Source organism: Streptomyces sp. NPDC051662, assembly GCF_040681655.1.
GTDB lineage: Bacteria > Actinomycetota > Actinomycetes > Streptomycetales > Streptomycetaceae > Streptomyces.
Map to the genome: position 1 here is coordinate 136,969 of NZ_JBFAZD010000006.1, position 14,181 is coordinate 151,149.

At 67.4% G+C, this 14,181-nt stretch carries 18 protein-coding genes and 1 pseudogene; 6 read left to right on the forward strand and 13 right to left on the reverse strand.

Translation table 11 applies throughout. The features are described from left to right. Nucleotides 1-15 precede the first annotated feature (15 nt). Nucleotides 16-849 (forward strand): isoprenyl transferase, encoded by an 834-nt coding sequence (locus AB0M67_RS12545; protein WP_365745313.1) that lies wholly within the window; start codon nucleotides 16-18, stop codon nucleotides 847-849. 81 nt (nucleotides 850-930) lie between these two features. Here AB0M67_RS12545 and AB0M67_RS12550 read toward each other — a convergent pair whose 3' ends face one another. From AB0M67_RS12550 to AB0M67_RS12565, 4 genes are all read right to left on the reverse strand, one after another. Next, a complete protein-coding gene (locus tag AB0M67_RS12550; protein ID WP_030354181.1) occupies nucleotides 931-1,371 on the reverse strand; it encodes a transcriptional repressor in 441 nt (146 codons plus the stop codon). 84 nt (nucleotides 1,372-1,455) lie between these two features. Further along, nucleotides 1,456-2,370, reverse strand: coding sequence for a metal ABC transporter permease (locus AB0M67_RS12555; protein WP_365745314.1), 915 nt, complete (start codon nucleotides 2,368-2,370; stop codon nucleotides 1,456-1,458). Between the two features lie 2 nt (nucleotides 2,371-2,372). Beyond that, nucleotides 2,373-3,308, reverse strand: coding sequence for a metal ABC transporter ATP-binding protein (locus AB0M67_RS12560; RefSeq protein WP_365745316.1), 936 nt, complete (start codon nucleotides 3,306-3,308; stop codon nucleotides 2,373-2,375). Beyond that, complete coding sequence (locus tag AB0M67_RS12565) at nucleotides 3,305-4,300, reverse strand: zinc ABC transporter substrate-binding protein (RefSeq protein WP_365745317.1); 996 nt, start codon at nucleotides 4,298-4,300, stop codon at nucleotides 3,305-3,307. Before AB0M67_RS12565 ends, AB0M67_RS12560 begins: the two co-directional genes overlap by 4 nt. A 144-nt stretch (nucleotides 4,301-4,444) precedes the next feature. On the opposite strand from AB0M67_RS12565, the gene AB0M67_RS12570 reads away from it, so the two are divergent. Continuing rightward, nucleotides 4,445-5,827 (forward strand): glycine--tRNA ligase, encoded by a 1,383-nt coding sequence (locus tag AB0M67_RS12570; protein ID WP_365745318.1) that lies wholly within the window; start codon nucleotides 4,445-4,447, stop codon nucleotides 5,825-5,827. Nucleotides 5,828-5,961: 134 nt separating this feature from the next. Next, nucleotides 5,962-6,168, forward strand: coding sequence for a hypothetical protein (locus tag AB0M67_RS12575; RefSeq protein ID WP_129771042.1), 207 nt, complete (start codon nucleotides 5,962-5,964; stop codon nucleotides 6,166-6,168). Nucleotides 6,169-6,187: 19 nt separating this feature from the next. On the opposite strand, the gene AB0M67_RS12580 is transcribed toward AB0M67_RS12575, so the two are convergent. Next, the gene (locus tag AB0M67_RS12580; protein ID WP_365745320.1) at nucleotides 6,188-6,775 is read right to left on the reverse strand and encodes a TetR family transcriptional regulator; all 588 of its coding nucleotides are present in this window, start codon (nucleotides 6,773-6,775) and stop codon (nucleotides 6,188-6,190) included. Between the two features lie 166 nt (nucleotides 6,776-6,941). Further along, nucleotides 6,942-7,958 carry an aldo/keto reductase gene (locus AB0M67_RS12585; RefSeq protein WP_365745322.1) on the reverse strand — a complete coding sequence of 339 codons (1,017 nt, stop codon included), beginning with the start codon at nucleotides 7,956-7,958 and terminating at the stop codon, nucleotides 6,942-6,944. A gap of 249 nt (nucleotides 7,959-8,207) precedes the next feature. Here AB0M67_RS12585 and AB0M67_RS12590 point away from each other — a divergent pair, with 249 nt between their 5' ends. Next, a complete protein-coding gene (locus AB0M67_RS12590) occupies nucleotides 8,208-8,438 on the forward strand; it encodes a DUF6243 family protein (RefSeq protein WP_365745323.1) in 231 nt (76 codons plus the stop codon). A gap of 102 nt (nucleotides 8,439-8,540) precedes the next feature. On the opposite strand, the gene AB0M67_RS12595 is transcribed toward AB0M67_RS12590, so the two are convergent. After that, nucleotides 8,541-9,980 (reverse strand): MFS transporter, encoded by a 1,440-nt coding sequence (locus tag AB0M67_RS12595; RefSeq protein ID WP_365745324.1) that lies wholly within the window; start codon nucleotides 9,978-9,980, stop codon nucleotides 8,541-8,543. Between the two features lie 205 nt (nucleotides 9,981-10,185). Here AB0M67_RS12595 and AB0M67_RS12600 point away from each other — a divergent pair, with 205 nt between their 5' ends. Together AB0M67_RS12600 and AB0M67_RS12605 are read left to right on the forward strand one after the other, a co-directional pair. Further along, nucleotides 10,186-10,380, forward strand: coding sequence for a DUF1918 domain-containing protein (locus tag AB0M67_RS12600; RefSeq protein ID WP_351387673.1), 195 nt, complete (start codon nucleotides 10,186-10,188; stop codon nucleotides 10,378-10,380). Between the two features lie 170 nt (nucleotides 10,381-10,550). Next, nucleotides 10,551-10,757, forward strand: a pseudogene (locus AB0M67_RS12605) (XRE family transcriptional regulator); the annotation flags it as partial. A gap of 269 nt (nucleotides 10,758-11,026) precedes the next feature. Here AB0M67_RS12605 and AB0M67_RS12610 read toward each other — a convergent pair. From AB0M67_RS12610 to AB0M67_RS12635, 6 genes are all read right to left on the reverse strand, one after another. After that, nucleotides 11,027-11,260, reverse strand: coding sequence for a hypothetical protein (locus AB0M67_RS12610; RefSeq protein ID WP_365745325.1), 234 nt, complete (start codon nucleotides 11,258-11,260; stop codon nucleotides 11,027-11,029). Beyond that, entirely contained in the window at nucleotides 11,257-11,622 is a 366-nt protein-coding gene (locus tag AB0M67_RS12615) for a hypothetical protein (RefSeq protein WP_365745326.1), read from the reverse strand. Before AB0M67_RS12615 ends, AB0M67_RS12610 begins: the two co-directional genes overlap by 4 nt. Before the next feature lie 80 nt (nucleotides 11,623-11,702). Continuing rightward, on the reverse strand, nucleotides 11,703-12,542 hold the full coding sequence (locus AB0M67_RS12620) for a helix-turn-helix transcriptional regulator (protein WP_365745327.1): 840 nt from the start codon (nucleotides 12,540-12,542) through the stop codon (nucleotides 11,703-11,705). Continuing rightward, nucleotides 12,539-13,057: a DUF6879 family protein gene (locus tag AB0M67_RS12625; protein ID WP_365745328.1), complete on the reverse strand. Its 519-nt coding sequence runs from the start codon at nucleotides 13,055-13,057 to the stop codon at nucleotides 12,539-12,541. The genes AB0M67_RS12620 and AB0M67_RS12625 overlap by 4 nt, the downstream gene beginning before the upstream one ends. Next, a complete protein-coding gene (locus AB0M67_RS12630) occupies nucleotides 13,041-13,253 on the reverse strand; it encodes a hypothetical protein (protein ID WP_365745329.1) in 213 nt (70 codons plus the stop codon). Before AB0M67_RS12630 ends, AB0M67_RS12625 begins: the two co-directional genes overlap by 17 nt. A 362-nt stretch (nucleotides 13,254-13,615) precedes the next feature. Then, nucleotides 13,616-14,047, reverse strand: coding sequence for a hypothetical protein (locus AB0M67_RS12635; protein ID WP_365745330.1), 432 nt, complete (start codon nucleotides 14,045-14,047; stop codon nucleotides 13,616-13,618). Between the last annotated feature and the right edge of the window lie 134 nt (nucleotides 14,048-14,181).

Consider the following 14,181-nt stretch of genomic DNA (forward strand, 5'->3'; position numbering starts at 1 on the left):
GGGAGACGAGAGCGCATGGCACGACGCGGAATCATGGGGCGTTCCCGCCGCGAGTACAAGACGCCGGAACCGCATCCCTCCGGCGCGCGCCCGCCGAAGATCCCCGGCGAGCTGGTGCCGCGGCATGTGGCCTGTGTCATGGACGGCAACGGCCGCTGGGCCAAGGAGCGCGGTCTGCCGCGCACCGAGGGCCACAAGGTCGGTGAGGGCGTCGTGCTCGACGTACTCAAGGGCTGTCTGGAGATGGGCGTCAAGAACCTCTCGCTGTACGCCTTCTCCACCGAGAACTGGAAGCGGACCCCCGACGAGGTGCGCTTCCTCATGAACTTCAACCGCGATGTCATCCGCCGCCGCCGCGACGAGATGGACGAGCTGGGGATCCGGATCCGCTGGGTGGGCCGGATGCCCAAGATGTGGAAGTCGGTCGTCCAGGAGCTCCAGGTCGCCCAGGAACAGACGCGGGACAACGACGCCATGACGCTCTACTTCTGCGTCAACTACGGTGGTCGCGCGGAGATCGCGGACGCCGCGCAGGCGCTCGCCGCCGATGTCGCGTCCGGGAAGCTCGACCCGTCCAAGGTCAATGAGAAGACGTTCGCCAAGTATCTTTACTACCCGGACATGCCGGACGTGGATCTCTTCCTGCGCCCCAGCGGTGAGCAGCGCACGTCCAACTATCTGATCTGGCAGAGCAGTTACGCCGAGATGGTCTTCCAGGACGTGCTGTGGCCGGACTTCGACCGCCGCGATCTGTGGCGGGCGTGTCTGGAGTACGCGTCCAGGGACCGGCGCTTCGGCGGGGCGCTGCCCAACGAGGAGCAGGCGGAACAGACGGAGCAGCAGGGCTGATACGCGCCGCGGTCGCCGTACGGGCTGATGCGAGCCCGTACGGCGACCAAGGCGCCTGAAGCAGGACGCGGACTTACTCGTCTAGTTCTTCGCGACCGCCGCCGCGCACTCCGCGCACGTACCGAAGATCTCCACCGTGTGCGCCACCCCGACATAGCCGTGCTGCGCGGCGATCGTCTCGGCCCACTGCTCCACCGCCGGGCCCTCGACCTCGACGGCCTTTCCGCAGACCCGGCAGACGAGATGGTGGTGATGGTCGCCGGTCGAGCAGCGCCGGTAGACCGACTCGCCGTCGTTCGTGCGCAGCACATCGACCTCGCCCGCGTCGGCGAGGGACTGGAGGGTGCGATAGACCGTGGTCAGACCGACCGAGTCACCACGGTGTTTGAGCATGTCATGGAGCTCCTGCGCGCTACGGAACTCATCCACCTCGTCGAGCGCCGCCGCCACCGCGGCGCGCTGGCGGGTCGATCGGCCGCGCACGGGGGCCGCGCTTGATCCACCGCTGGGCGCAGTCGTCACAGGTGCCTCCTTGCCTCTGCCCGTATCCCACGGGCGTTGCCCGCTTCCCACGGGCCATTCTGCCAGTTCGTGACCGGCTCGCGGTCAGACCGTGACATCGCCCGGGGTCGTGCGCGCGGCCGGCACGTCCATGTCCTGCGCCGCCACGTCCGGGGCGCCCGCGGCCTCGGCGGCCCGCAGCGCGCGGGCCCTGCGTCTCGCCAGGGGCGTCGCGAGAGCGGTCAGCACCACGAAGACACCGATCGCGATCAGCACGATCGTCGCGCCGGGCGGCACGTCCTGGTAGTACGAGGTGACCGTGCCGGCCAGCGTCACCGCCGTACCGATCACGACGGACAGGACGAAGGTGACCACGAAGGACCGGGTGATCTGCTGGGCCGCCGCGACGGGCACCACCATCAGCGCGCTGACCAGCAGCAGCCCCACCACCCGCATGGCGACGGTGACCGTCACCGCGGCCGTGACCGCGATCAGCAGGTTCAGCGCCCGCACCGGCAGTCCGGTGACGCGGGCGAACTCCTCGTCCTGGCTGACCGCGAAGAGCTGCCGGCGCAGGCCCACGGTGACCAGCACCACGAAGGCGGCGAGCAGAGAGATCGCGGTCACGTCCGCCGGCGACACCGTCGACAGGGAGCCGAAGAGATACGTGCTGAGGCTGCCGTTGGAGCCGTTGGGCGCGAGGTTGATCAGCAGGACACCGCCCGCCATACCGCCGTAGAAGAGCATCGCGAGCGCGATGTCCCCGCGCGTGCGGCCGTACGCCCTGATCAGCTCCATCGTGACGGCGCCGGCCACCGAGACCAGTGTCGCCGTCCAGATCGCGCTGGTGGAGAGCAGGAAGCCGAGACCGACCCCGGTCATCGCGACATGGCCGATGCCGTCGCCCATCAGGGCCTGACGGCGCTGTACGAGATAGATGCCGACGGCGGGGGCGGTGATGCCGACCAGTACGGCCGCGATCAGCGCGCGCTGCATAAAGGCGGTCTGGAGTATTTCCATGGTCAGGTCAGCAGTCCTGTGCGAAGCGGCTCGCCGGCCTCGTGCGGATGGCAGCCTGGATCGGTCAGCGGATCGGGGCCGTGGCCCGGCACGGGGCCTTCCCCGCTCGAAGAGTGCGGGGAAGCGTGCTCGGTGGTCCTCGGCGGGGGCCCGTCGTGGACCACACAGCCGTCGCGCAGCACCACCGTGCGGTCGATCAGTGGCCGCAGCGCGCCGAGTTCATGCAGGACGAGCAGGACGGTCGTGCCGGCCGCGACCTGTTCGCGCAGGGTGGCCGCGAGAATGTCCTGGCTGGCCAGATCGACGCCCGCCATCGGCTCGTCCATGATCAGCAGTTCGGGTCCGGCGGCGAGCGCCCTGGCTATCAGCACGCGCTGGTGCTGGCCGCCGGAGAGCGCCTCCACGGAGTCCTTGGCGCGGTCGGTGAGCCCGACCAGCCCGATGGCCCGCTCGACGGCGGCCCGGTCCGCCCGGCCGGGCAGGCCGAACCTCGTACGGGACAGCCGGCCGGAGGCGACGACCTCGCGGACGGTCGCGGGCACCCCGCTCGCGGCGGTGGTGCGCTGCGGTACGTAGCCGACGCGCGCCCAGTCGCGGAAGCGGCGCAACGGGGTCGAGAAGAGCGTGATCTCGCCGTCGCTCAGCGGTACCTGCCCGATCACCGAGCGTACGGCGGTGGACTTGCCGGAGCCGTTGGCGCCGAGCAGGGCGACGACCTCACCGCTGTGCACGGTGAGGTCGATGCCGCGCAGCACGGGGCGCGCACCGAGTGTGGCCCGCGCGTCGCGGACAGTGATGACGGGCGCGGCCCCCCGCTCCGGTGCCTGCCGCGCCGCCTCGGCGCTCCGGCCGCTCTCCACCGTGTTCCGGCCGCTCTCCACCGTCGCCATGTCGGGCGCCTCCGATACCGCTGTCGGCCGTTCTGTCGGCTGTGTCATTTCGCGCCGAGTGCCGTCCGCAGCGCGGTGAGGTTGGCGTTCATGACCTCGATGTAGTCATCGCCCTTGGACTTGTCCGTAATTCCCTCCAGCGGGTCCAGGACGTCGGTCTTCAGTCCGGAGTCCGCTGCGACGGTCTTGGCGGTCTTGTCGCTGGCGAGCGTCTCGAAGAATACGGTGCCGACCTTCTCGTGCTCCGCGATGGTCTTCAGTTCCTTCATCCGGGCGGGGCTGGGCTCCGACTCGGGGTCGAGGCCCGCGATGCCCTCCTGCGTCAGACCGTAGCGCTCGGCGAGATAGCCGAAGGCGGAGTGGGTGGTGATGAAAGTCCTGGTGGTGGTGTCGGCGAGGCCCTGCTTGAACGCGGTGTCCAGGCCGCCGAGCTCCTTGACCAGCGCGTCGGTGTTCTTCCGGTACGCGGCGGAGTTGTCCGGGTCGGCCTTCTCCAGGGAGGCGCCGACACCCTTGGCGACCTCGGCGTACTTCACCGGGTCCAGCCAGATGTGCGGGTCCTTGCCGGCCAGGGCGTCCTCTTCGCCCGCGGAGTGGCTCTCCTCGGCCGCGTGATCGTCGGCGTGGCCGTCCTCGTGGGAGTGGCCGACCTCGGTGCCGTGCTTCTCCAGCGTGGTGAGGGAGGCCGCGTCAACGGTGTTCTTCACACCGGACTGCGTGATGGCCTCGTCCACGGCGGGCTGGATGCCCTTGAGATAGAGGATGACATCGGATTCACCGAGCTGGGCGGCCTGCCGGGGGGTGAGCTCCAGGTCGTGCGGCTCCACGCCGGGCTTGGTGAGCGTGCTGACGGAGACGTGGTCGCCGCCTATTCGCTCGGCCAGGAACTGCATGGGATAGAACGACGCGGTCACCGCGAGTGCCCCGCCGTTCTTCGTGTCGGTGGCGGCGTCGGAGGAGGAACAGGCGGACAGCGCGACCAGGCCGAGGGTGACCGCGCCGGCGAGAGTGGCGGTGGGTATCAGACGTCTTGCGTTCATGACTGTCATTTTCAACAAAAGTGGAAACGATTGTCAACAAGGGTCGGAGATCTCTCTTACCCCGCACCGATTTGATCCAAGGGGTGCGGCCGCCGCTAATCTGAAGCATTCGCCGTTCGTCGTCGTCGTAATGAAGAGAGCACCGTGGCCGCCGACAAGATCGACAGCATCGTCAACCTGAGCAAGCGCCGTGGCTTCGTCTACCCGTCCAGTGAGATCTACGGTGGTCAGCGCGCCGCCTGGGACTACGGGCCGCTCGGAGTCGAGCTGAAGGAAAACCTCAAGCGCCAGTGGTGGCGCTACATGGTCACCTCGCGCGAGGACGTTGTCGGTATCGACTCCTCGGTGATCCTCGCCACGGAGGTCTGGGAGGCGTCCGGCCACGTCGCGACCTTCAGTGACCCGCTCACCGAGTGCACCTCCTGTCACAAGCGGTTCCGCGCCGACCATCTGGAGGAGGCGTACGAGGCGAAGCACGGCAAGGCCCCCGAGAACGGCCTCGCCGACATCAACTGCCCCAACTGCGGCAACAAGGGGACGTTCACTGACCCCAAGCAGTTCTCCGGTCTGCTCTCCACCCACCTCGGCCCGACGCAGGACTCCGGCTCCATCGCCTATCTGCGGCCCGAGACCGCGCAGGGCATTTTCACCAACTTCGCCCAGGTGCAGCAGACTTCGCGCAAGAAGCCGCCGTTCGGCATCGCGCAGATGGGCAAGTCCTTCCGGAACGAGATCACTCCGGGCAACTTCATCTTCCGCACGCGCGAGTTCGAGCAGATGGAGATGGAGTTCTTCGTCAAGCCGGGCGAGGACGAGCAGTGGCAGGAATACTGGATGGAGCAGCGCTGGAACTGGTACACCGACCTGGGTCTCCGTGCGGAGAACATGCGGTGGTACGAGCACCCGGCCGAGAAGCTCTCGCACTATTCCAAGCGCACCGCCGACATCGAGTACCGCTTCCAGTTCGGCGGCAGCGAGTGGGGCGAGCTGGAGGGTGTCGCCAACCGCACCGACTACGACCTCTCCGCGCACTCCAAGGCGTCCGGCCACGACCTGTCGTACTTCGACCAGGAGGCCGGTGAGCGCTGGACCCCGTATGTCATCGAGCCCGCCGCCGGTGTCGGCCGCTCGATGCTCGCCTTCCTCCTCGACGCGTACAACGAGGACGAGGCGCCCAACGCCAAGGGCGTGCTGGAGAAGCGCACCGTGATGCGTCTCGACCCGCGCCTCGCGCCGGTCAAGGTGGCCGTGCTGCCGCTCTCCCGTAACCCGCAGCTCTCGCCCAAGGCCAAGGGGCTCGCGACGGATCTGCGGCGCAACTGGAACATCGAGTTCGACGACGCGGGCGCCATCGGCCGCCGCTACCGCCGCCAGGACGAGATCGGCACGCCGTTCTGTGTGACCGTCGACTTCGACACCCTGGACGACAACGCGGTGACCGTGCGCGAGCGCGACACGATGCAGCAGGAGCGCGTCTCGCTCGACCAGATCCAGAGCTACCTCGGCGCCCGGCTCCTCGGCTGCTGACGGCCGCTGACCAGAGCCGCGGACACCCCACACTGAACGGCGGGTCACGTTCGTAACTCGAAGCCCCCGGTTCCTCCGCGGAACCGGGGGCTTCGTTGCAGACTGGGCGCTGACCTACCAGGGAGGCACGGATCATGCCGGCCACGACCACCAGCACGGTCAGGAGATGGGATCAGCATGGGCGCGAGCATGTCGTACGCGTTCAGAAGGCGGGTGTGCAGCGGTCGTTGATCTGCGACACCTGCGGCTGGCGCAAAGGGGCGCAGTTCCTGCCCTGGCTCAAGGCCGAGGAACATCTCACCGAGGCCCACCAGGCGACGGTGGATCCGGCCGCGGACTGACGGGACATGAGCGGGGCCGTCAGTCCGCCTGCAGCCCGCGCAGCAACAGATCGCATACGGCGGTGAACTCGGCGTCGATGGTGGGCTTTCGCCATTCCGGCGCGTACGCCGGGTCATGGAAACGGGCCGTGGCGGCGAAGACCGCCCCCGCCGTGCTCGCCGGGTCCACCGCCATGAACTCGCCCTCGCGCACGCCCTCTTCGACGATCCGGGTGAGCTGATGGGCCAGCTCCGTCAGATGCGCGTCGACCACATCGCTGCTCTCGTCGATGAGCACGGAGAAGGTGGCGAACAGCTCCGGATCGTCCCCGGCCTTGTGCCGCTTGGTGTCGAACAGCGCCAGCAGCCAGCCGCGCAGCTTCTCCGGGCCCGGCTCGGTCTCCCCCTCCATGATCCGGGCCAGCGCGGTCTCCGTACGGCTCAGCCAGCGCGCGGTGACCGCCTCGCGCAGCGCCGCCTTCGTACGGAAGTGCCGGTAGACGCTGCCATGGCTGACGCCGAGCACCCGTGCCACATCGACCACCGTCGCCTTCGCCGGGCCGTAGCGGCGCAGCACCTCCTCGGTGGCTTCGAGGATGCGCTCTGCGGTCAGGGGCTCGGTGGCCATGGGGCGCCCGACCTTTCATGGCTCGTTCGGCGGATGCGACAGATGACACTACCTGTCAGGTCCGACCGACGACGGGGTGGCCTCCGGCGGGCGGTCGGCTCCTCCGCACCGGTCGGCTCCTCCGCACCGGTCGGCTCCTCCGCACTGGTCGGCGCTGGACCGCCCGTCAGCGCTCACTGTCGAGGTGCGCCATCTGACCGGCCGGATAGCGGTCCCCGGCGGCGGCATCGGACGGTACGGCGCGCTCGATCGCGGCCAGATCGTCGGCGTCCAGCGTGATGTCCAGCGCGCCAAGGGCCTCGGTCAGCCGGTCACGGCGGCGGGCGCCGACGAGCGGCACGATGTCCTCTCCCCGCGAGAGCACCCAGGCGATGGCGATCTGGGCGACCGAGACCCCCTTCTGCTCGGCGATCTTCCGCAGCGACTCGACCAGCCCGAGATTGTGCTGAAGGTTGTCACCCTGGAACCGGGGGCTCACGGCGCGGAAGTCGGTGGGGGACAGCTGCCGGTCGCGGGTGAAGTGCCCGCTGATCAGTCCGCGCGAGAGCACTCCGTACGCCGTGACGCCGATGCCCAGCTCACGGACGGCCGGCAGGATCTCGTCCTCGATGCCGCGCGAGATCAGTGAGTACTCGATCTGGAGGTCAACGACCGGGGCGACGGCGGCTGCCCGGCGGATGGTGTCGGCGCCGACCTCGGAGAGCCCGACATGGCGCACATGCCCGGCCCGGATCAGCTCGGCGATGGCGCCGACCGTCTCCTCGATCGGCACGTCCGGGTCGACCCTGGCGATCCGGTAGATGTCGATGTGGTCGGTGCCGAGGCGCTGGAGGGAGTACGCGGCGAAGTTCTTCACGGCGGCCGGACGGCCGTCGTAACCGCTCCATCCGTTGTCCGGATCGCGCAGGGCGCCGAACTTGACGCTGGTGAGGGCCCGCTCGCGGGCGCCGGCCGGTGCGGTGCGCAGGGCTTCGCCGATCAGCAGCTCGTTATGGCCCATGCCGTAGAAGTCGCCCGTGTCGAGCAGGGTGACGCCCGCGTCCAGAGCGGCGTGGATGGTGGCGATGGACTCGGCGCGGTCCACTTCCTGCCCGTATACGCCGGACATGCCCATGCAGCCGAGTCCGAGGGCGGAGACGCGGGGTCCTGAGCGGCCGAGGGGGCGCGTGGCGATGGCGTTCATGAGGGTTCCTCCGTGCGGATCGCTGAGTGACAGAACAACCATGACATGAGCGATGACAGATTTCAATATCTGTCATCGCCCATCCGTTCATGTGTCTGGTGTCCGCCAAAAAGGCGTTACGTCCCGGCCCCGCCCGGTGGTAGCGTCACGGGCATGTTCTTCCAGATCTACGAGTGAGAGCGCGGCGGCGACAGTCCGCCCCCCACCGACGAATCCGCAGATCACTTCTCATCGCTTCGGGAGAACCCCATGGCAAAAAGCCGTAACAACCTTCTCGGCGTCGGCGGACAGCGCAAGAAGCTGGCCCGCACCGACCCGCAGGCCAGCGCCCCCGCGCGCGACGCCAACCGCAAGGCCTCCGCCGACCACAAGCAGGAGCTGCTGCGCAAGATGCGTGAGCGCGCCGCCGGCCAGGACGGCGGCGAGCAGCGGAGCGGCGACGCGGCCGAAGGCGCCGAAGGCACCGCCGCGCAGGACTGACGCACTCAAGCCAGGGACCGTGGGCCCGGATCACCTCGGTGATCCGGGCCCACGGCCATGAAGGTCTCTCCCGCTCGGCCGACCCGCTCGTCCAAACCCCGCTCAGCTGATCTTCCGTGGCAGCCGCAGGCTCAGCAGCGCCGTCAGGACGACCAGCCCCAGCTGTGCCAGCAGAGTGATCACCAGGGCGTCCCGCATCCCCGCCGTGGCGGCCAGGGTCAGGAAGAGCGAGCCCAGTGTCGCCACCCCCAGCGCCAGCGCGGACTGCTGGGCCGTGACCATCACGCCGCTGCCCACCCCGGACCGCTCGGTCGGTATGTCGGAGAGCACGATGCGGATGATGACCGGCAGTTGGAAGCCCTGGCCGAGACCGGCCAGCGCGATGCCCGGCAGGAGGTCAAGCCCGCCGATCGAGGGCCAGCCACCCCATACGGCGAGCGCCAGCAGCGCCACCCCGGCCGTCTGGAACACCGCGCCCGCCGTGACCACCAGGCTGCCGTAGCGCCGGATCAGCCGCGGTCCGGCCAGCGACGCCCCGAAGAACGCCACCGCCATGGGCACCAGCGTCAGCCCGGCGTCCACCGGGCCCATGCGCAGACCCTGCTGAAGGGCGACGGCGATCACGAACATGAAGCCGCCGAACCCGATCCCGAACGGCACGATCAGCGCCAGCCCCCGCCGGAGCGTGACCAGCGCGAGCAGACTCGGCGGTACGAGAGGGGTCCTGCCCCGCCGGTCGGCCCGCCGTTCCACCCGTACGAAGGCGTACGACACGATCGGGAAGGCCGCGAGCGAGATCCAGGTCCAGGCGGGCCACCCGGCGGCCCGGCCCTCCGTGAGGGGCGCCAGGAGCGTCACCAGCGCGGCGGCCAGCAGGACCGTCCCGGGTGTGTCGATGGGCGCCGGCCGCTGGGAGCGGGTCTCCGGGACCGAACGGACCGCGAAGAACAGACCCACCAGCGCCACCGGCACATTCACCAGGAAGATCGCCCGCCAGCCGCTCCCCGCGATATCGGCCGCGACCAGCACCCCGCCCAGGATCTGGCCCGCCACCATCGCGAGCCCGGCCGTCGCGCCGTACAGGCCCAGCGCCTTCGCGCGGCGCGGTCCGTTCGTCGCCGAGTGGATGGTGGCCAGTACCTGCGGCAGCATCAGTGCCGCCGCGGCGCCCTGCGCCACCCGGGCGCCGACCAGCGTCCAGGCGTTCGGTGCGAGGCCGCAGGCGAGCGAGGTGATGCCGAAGGCCGCCATGCCGATGAGGAAGAGCCGTCGTCGGCCGAGCATGTCCCCGAGCCGCCCGCCGAGAACGAGCAGCACCGCGTACGAGAGCCCGTACCCGGCGACCACCAGCTCCAGCAGGGCGGGGCCCGCGGCCAGATCGTGATCGATGGTCGGCAGAGCTACATTGACGATGAAGAAGTCGATGAGCGGAAGCGCCGCGCCGAGGAGCACGGTGAACAGGCCGAGAGTGCCGAGCACGGACCCGTGGTCATGGATGACGGGCGGTCCGCCGGAGGGTGCCTCGGCGGCGGACGGTGCCATCGCGGTGGATGTTTTCCGGAGGGACGCGAATGCTCTGCTCACTCCATCGACCATCGTTCATCGCTCACCCTGGTACCAGAGTGTCTTTATCCTGGTACTCGGAGTACCCGGCAATGGGCTGAGGCGCGACACCCTCCTTCACCGAGGGCGACCGTACCGGCCGCTTCGTACACTCTCGGTTACGTCAAGTGACATTGGAGTGATGATGAAAGCAAGCAAGGGCGACCGTCTCGTGATGCACGGCCGGGTGGTCGGCAAGCACGACCGGATCGTGGAAGTCGTGGAGGTGCTGGGGCCGAACGGCTCGCCTCCGTTCAAGGTGCGCGCCGAGAACGGTCACGAATCGATCGTGTCGCCGGGCCCCGACACCGCGGTGGAGCCGCACTCGAAGCGAGACTGAAGCACGGGCAACACCGCGAGACGCCTGGTGACGGCGGTCGTACGGTCCCCACCGGGCCACGCTGTCACCGGGCTCGGGGCGCGCGGGCCCGTCAGCCCGGTGGCCGGGCGTTCTTATGCTGGTAGTGGCACCACCTGGCAACAGGCTGAGGCATGGCGCACCCTGGGGCTATGAGTACCACCACCGCACAGGCCGGGCAGGAGAGCGATATCCGGCGGCACGAACTGGCGGGGTTCCTGCGCAGTCGCCGTGAGCGGATCATGCCCGAGCAGGTCGGGCTCGACCGGGGCAGCCGACGGCGTACCCCCGGGCTGCGGCGCGAGGAGGTCGCCCAGCTCTCCGCTGTCGGTGTCACCTGGTACACCTGGCTCGAAAGGTACACCCCTTGGGATACGTGCCGGGTGGCGTTCGTCTGAGCAGCAAGGAGCCCCGTCGCACACCACCGGGGTAGTGCACGACGGGGCCGTTGGCTACGCCCTCACCGCGTGAGCGGCATCCCAGTTAAGGGGCGGACCGGGGCGAGTGCCTGAGCACGTCAGCTCAGACGGGACACGTCCTGTCCCTGCACGAAGGCTGATCCGATCGGGAGCGTCGCCGTCCGATCCGCTGGACTGTCTTGCTCACCGTCGTCCAACGGGCCGGAGTCTCAATCAGCGCGGATCACCTCAGCCACGAACTCGATCTTCCGCTCGAACTTGTCGTGATCAGCGTTGCGGCCCGTGTGGGCCATGGCGGCATCGTCGGCAAGGCCCCCGTCGTCGGTCGGCCCGACTTGCCACATGCAGTCAGCGGCAAGACATCGGGCGGTGTGCGTGACCTCAAACTGAGGATGCCGCCGCATGGTGTGCTTCACGTAGCGCAGTACCGCGCGGGTGGTCATCCGAACGCCTCCGCAAGCAGTTCCGGGCCTTCCTCGCCGTCGTCCTGGTCGTCTTCGATGACGCCGACTCCCAGACGGTCCCCCCGGCTCTCAGCGACTCTCAGGGCATCCCCCAGGCATTCGCTCAACTGGCGTGACAGGTACCGCAATTCGCCTTCTCCGGCGCGCGGGTTGGCCAACAGCTCGTGAGCGTGGTGAAGAACTTTTTCCCCGATGCCGAGTTGTGCCGCCTCCATATCGTCAGCAAGGCGGCTGACCACGCCCCCGGCGTCGTCGCTTTGAAGTAGGCACTGCTTGCCGTCCGTTGTCTTCCACGGCAGCACGCGCACCACGTTCCGTGTGTCGCTTTCCCGCTTGCCCACGTCTCCCCCTCCGCCCTCTCCGTGTTGCACTCAAGGTAGAGGAGCGTTTGGCGGAGTCTCAGAATAATTCCCGTTGTCGCCTAAAGATCACGCAAGAGGGACTGCGCCCGTGCGGCTAGATAATCACGGGCGTCGTTCTCGTAGACCGCGAATCCGGCATACATGTCGAAGACTTCTCGATATTGAGTTACGTCGCGGCCATCCTGAAAAACGATCCTGCCCGTAAAGGTCTCGGCAGTCGCTAGACGGTCGTCGTAGATGGTGAAGGTATTCAACGGCCCGCGCGGAATGGTGACTCCGTCCAGAAGTATGCCAATGCTAATGTTGGGCAGTCGGGAAAGTGACGTGAGTCGATCAATTTGAACTGCCATCGCTGAAGGGGGAACGACAGGCCACCTAACCGCCTGCTCAGTGAGCAGAAAGGTGAACCTCTTTGACCTGTCGTACAAGATGGCTTGGCGTTCCAGCTTACGGGAGACGGTCTTAGCCTTGTCCCCCGGAGAATGAGTGAGGCTTGCCCTCACGTACTCAGGTGTGGCCAAAAGGCCGGTCAGCATGGACGGCAGAAAGTAGCGCATTTCTGTTGACTCAGATTCCAGCGCTGCTAGCTCCGCCTGCCGCTTCTCAAGGCCCCTGCGCCAAGATGAGCGCTTGTCCTGCCACTCAGTGTTGGCCATCCGGGCCAGGGCCATGACCTCACTGACAAGCTCCGGAGGAGCCTCCACGGCCCGCAATATGCGTTCGACGTCTATGAGCGAAGCCGTGGTCTTACCCGTCTCAATCTTGCTGATTTTCGACTGACTCATTGCGCAACGCTTAGCGAGCCGGTCCCCAGTGAGACCGGCTCGCTTCCGCAAGTCGCGTAGAGTTTCAGCTAGGTCAGCCTTCGACCGGCCCAACTGTTCTGGCTCAAGCGTCACCCGTGCTCTTTCACGTATTCAGCGAACGGGACTGCTACAGCGAGAGCCGTACGCTTCCAGGCGCGAAACTGTTCCACATCGCCTTCGTGTATTTCGCGGCCGATCTGCGTTCCGTCCGGCCGGAAGTTCAGATGAACAATGGTGGACTCGTCGAACATCCACCAATCTTGCCCGCCAACGGGAAGACCATAGTCATCGTGCGTGACATCCAGAATTCGAATGTCTTCACCCGCCGCGATGTTCCCAGGGATGCCCCACGCAAATTGGTACCGCTGGTAGTCAGTTAGCGGATGCCGCACGACACGCACGCGCCCGATCTTCTTGCCTGCTTCACAGAAACCCTGGACACGCGAGTGCCATTTGGCGTTGTGGTCAGCGGGTTTTTCTTCGCCCCGCAGAAATCGGGCCACGTTCTCAGTCTCGCGCGGCATGGTGTAGGTCGGCTGAGCTTCAAAACGCCATGCATCGTATTGGAAGGCGTCGAAAACCTTCCGCCACTCACCATCCGAGAGCACGCACAGCCTCCCTGAGAATGTGCTCAGGAATCTCTACGAGTCCTTCGCCGTCCGGCACCACGAAACCCCCGTATGCGTCCCCCTGAACCACGAACGTGCCGCGCTCCGTGGCATACACGTTGGGGCAGTCATCGTCATCGCAGTTTGGCCCGTTGACCGTTCCCGTGAGACGGGTAAGGCGTTCCCTGCCTGTCACCGTGGCCCCCTTCTGGCCGGGCACCTCCCGACCCTCAGGGACGACGCTAGGCAGGTCACGGAGACGTGTCTATGACGGAACGCGACTATTCGTGTCTTGGAATAAACGATCTTCAGTCCGCGTGTTGCCACCAACGCCGAAGCCCCCGACAACCACCCAGCACGGGCAGTCATCGAGGCAGGGTCAGAAATGGCACGGGCAGACCATGCAGGCGAAGAGATCCGTGGGCAGTGGCACACGGCCCAGCTCCGCAGCGAAGAGACCCGCGAACGGCACCCACAGGGGATGCGTTGGCGGGTCGATCGCGTCGCCCAACCGACAAGCCAACGCGGCGAGTTCGGGACTCACGGGATGTTGAAGAGTCACGTCGTGTGCTCCTCGTCGTAGTCGTCCAGGGCTTGCCGGGCAAGGCGCTGCATCTGTTCGAGCGGGCTTTCCGTGTCGCTGGACTCCGTACCGGTCTCAAGGTCGCGCATCGCAGAGTGCAGCGCGGAGAAGTACCTCAGCGCGGGATGAGCAACGGGAAGCCCGCTGGCACCGATGACCATGAAGCCGTCAGTGGCCACCTGCCGGATCAAGGACTCCCAGAGTGCCCGTACGTCGTCCAGCCGTTCCGGAGCACTCTCAGGGGCGTTCAGCGCCGTCACGGTGGCAAGCCTGCCGTTGGGTGCTGTCGCCTTGCGGGCACGTGATGCGGCGACTCGACAGGCGGCAGAGCAGTACCGCTGACGTGCGTCGGCGTTTTTACCGAACGGCTTTCCGCAGGGCTTGTGTTGGCAGGTGATGACCTTCAAAGGGATTCCTCCTTTCAGGGAAGACGAACAACGGCGAAGGGCGTGTTCGTTACGGACGCGTTTTCCGAGCTGGACCCGGGATCGCCAGCGGCTTTGACTGGGAACTTTCGACCCGCATACGCCCCGCCGGCGGC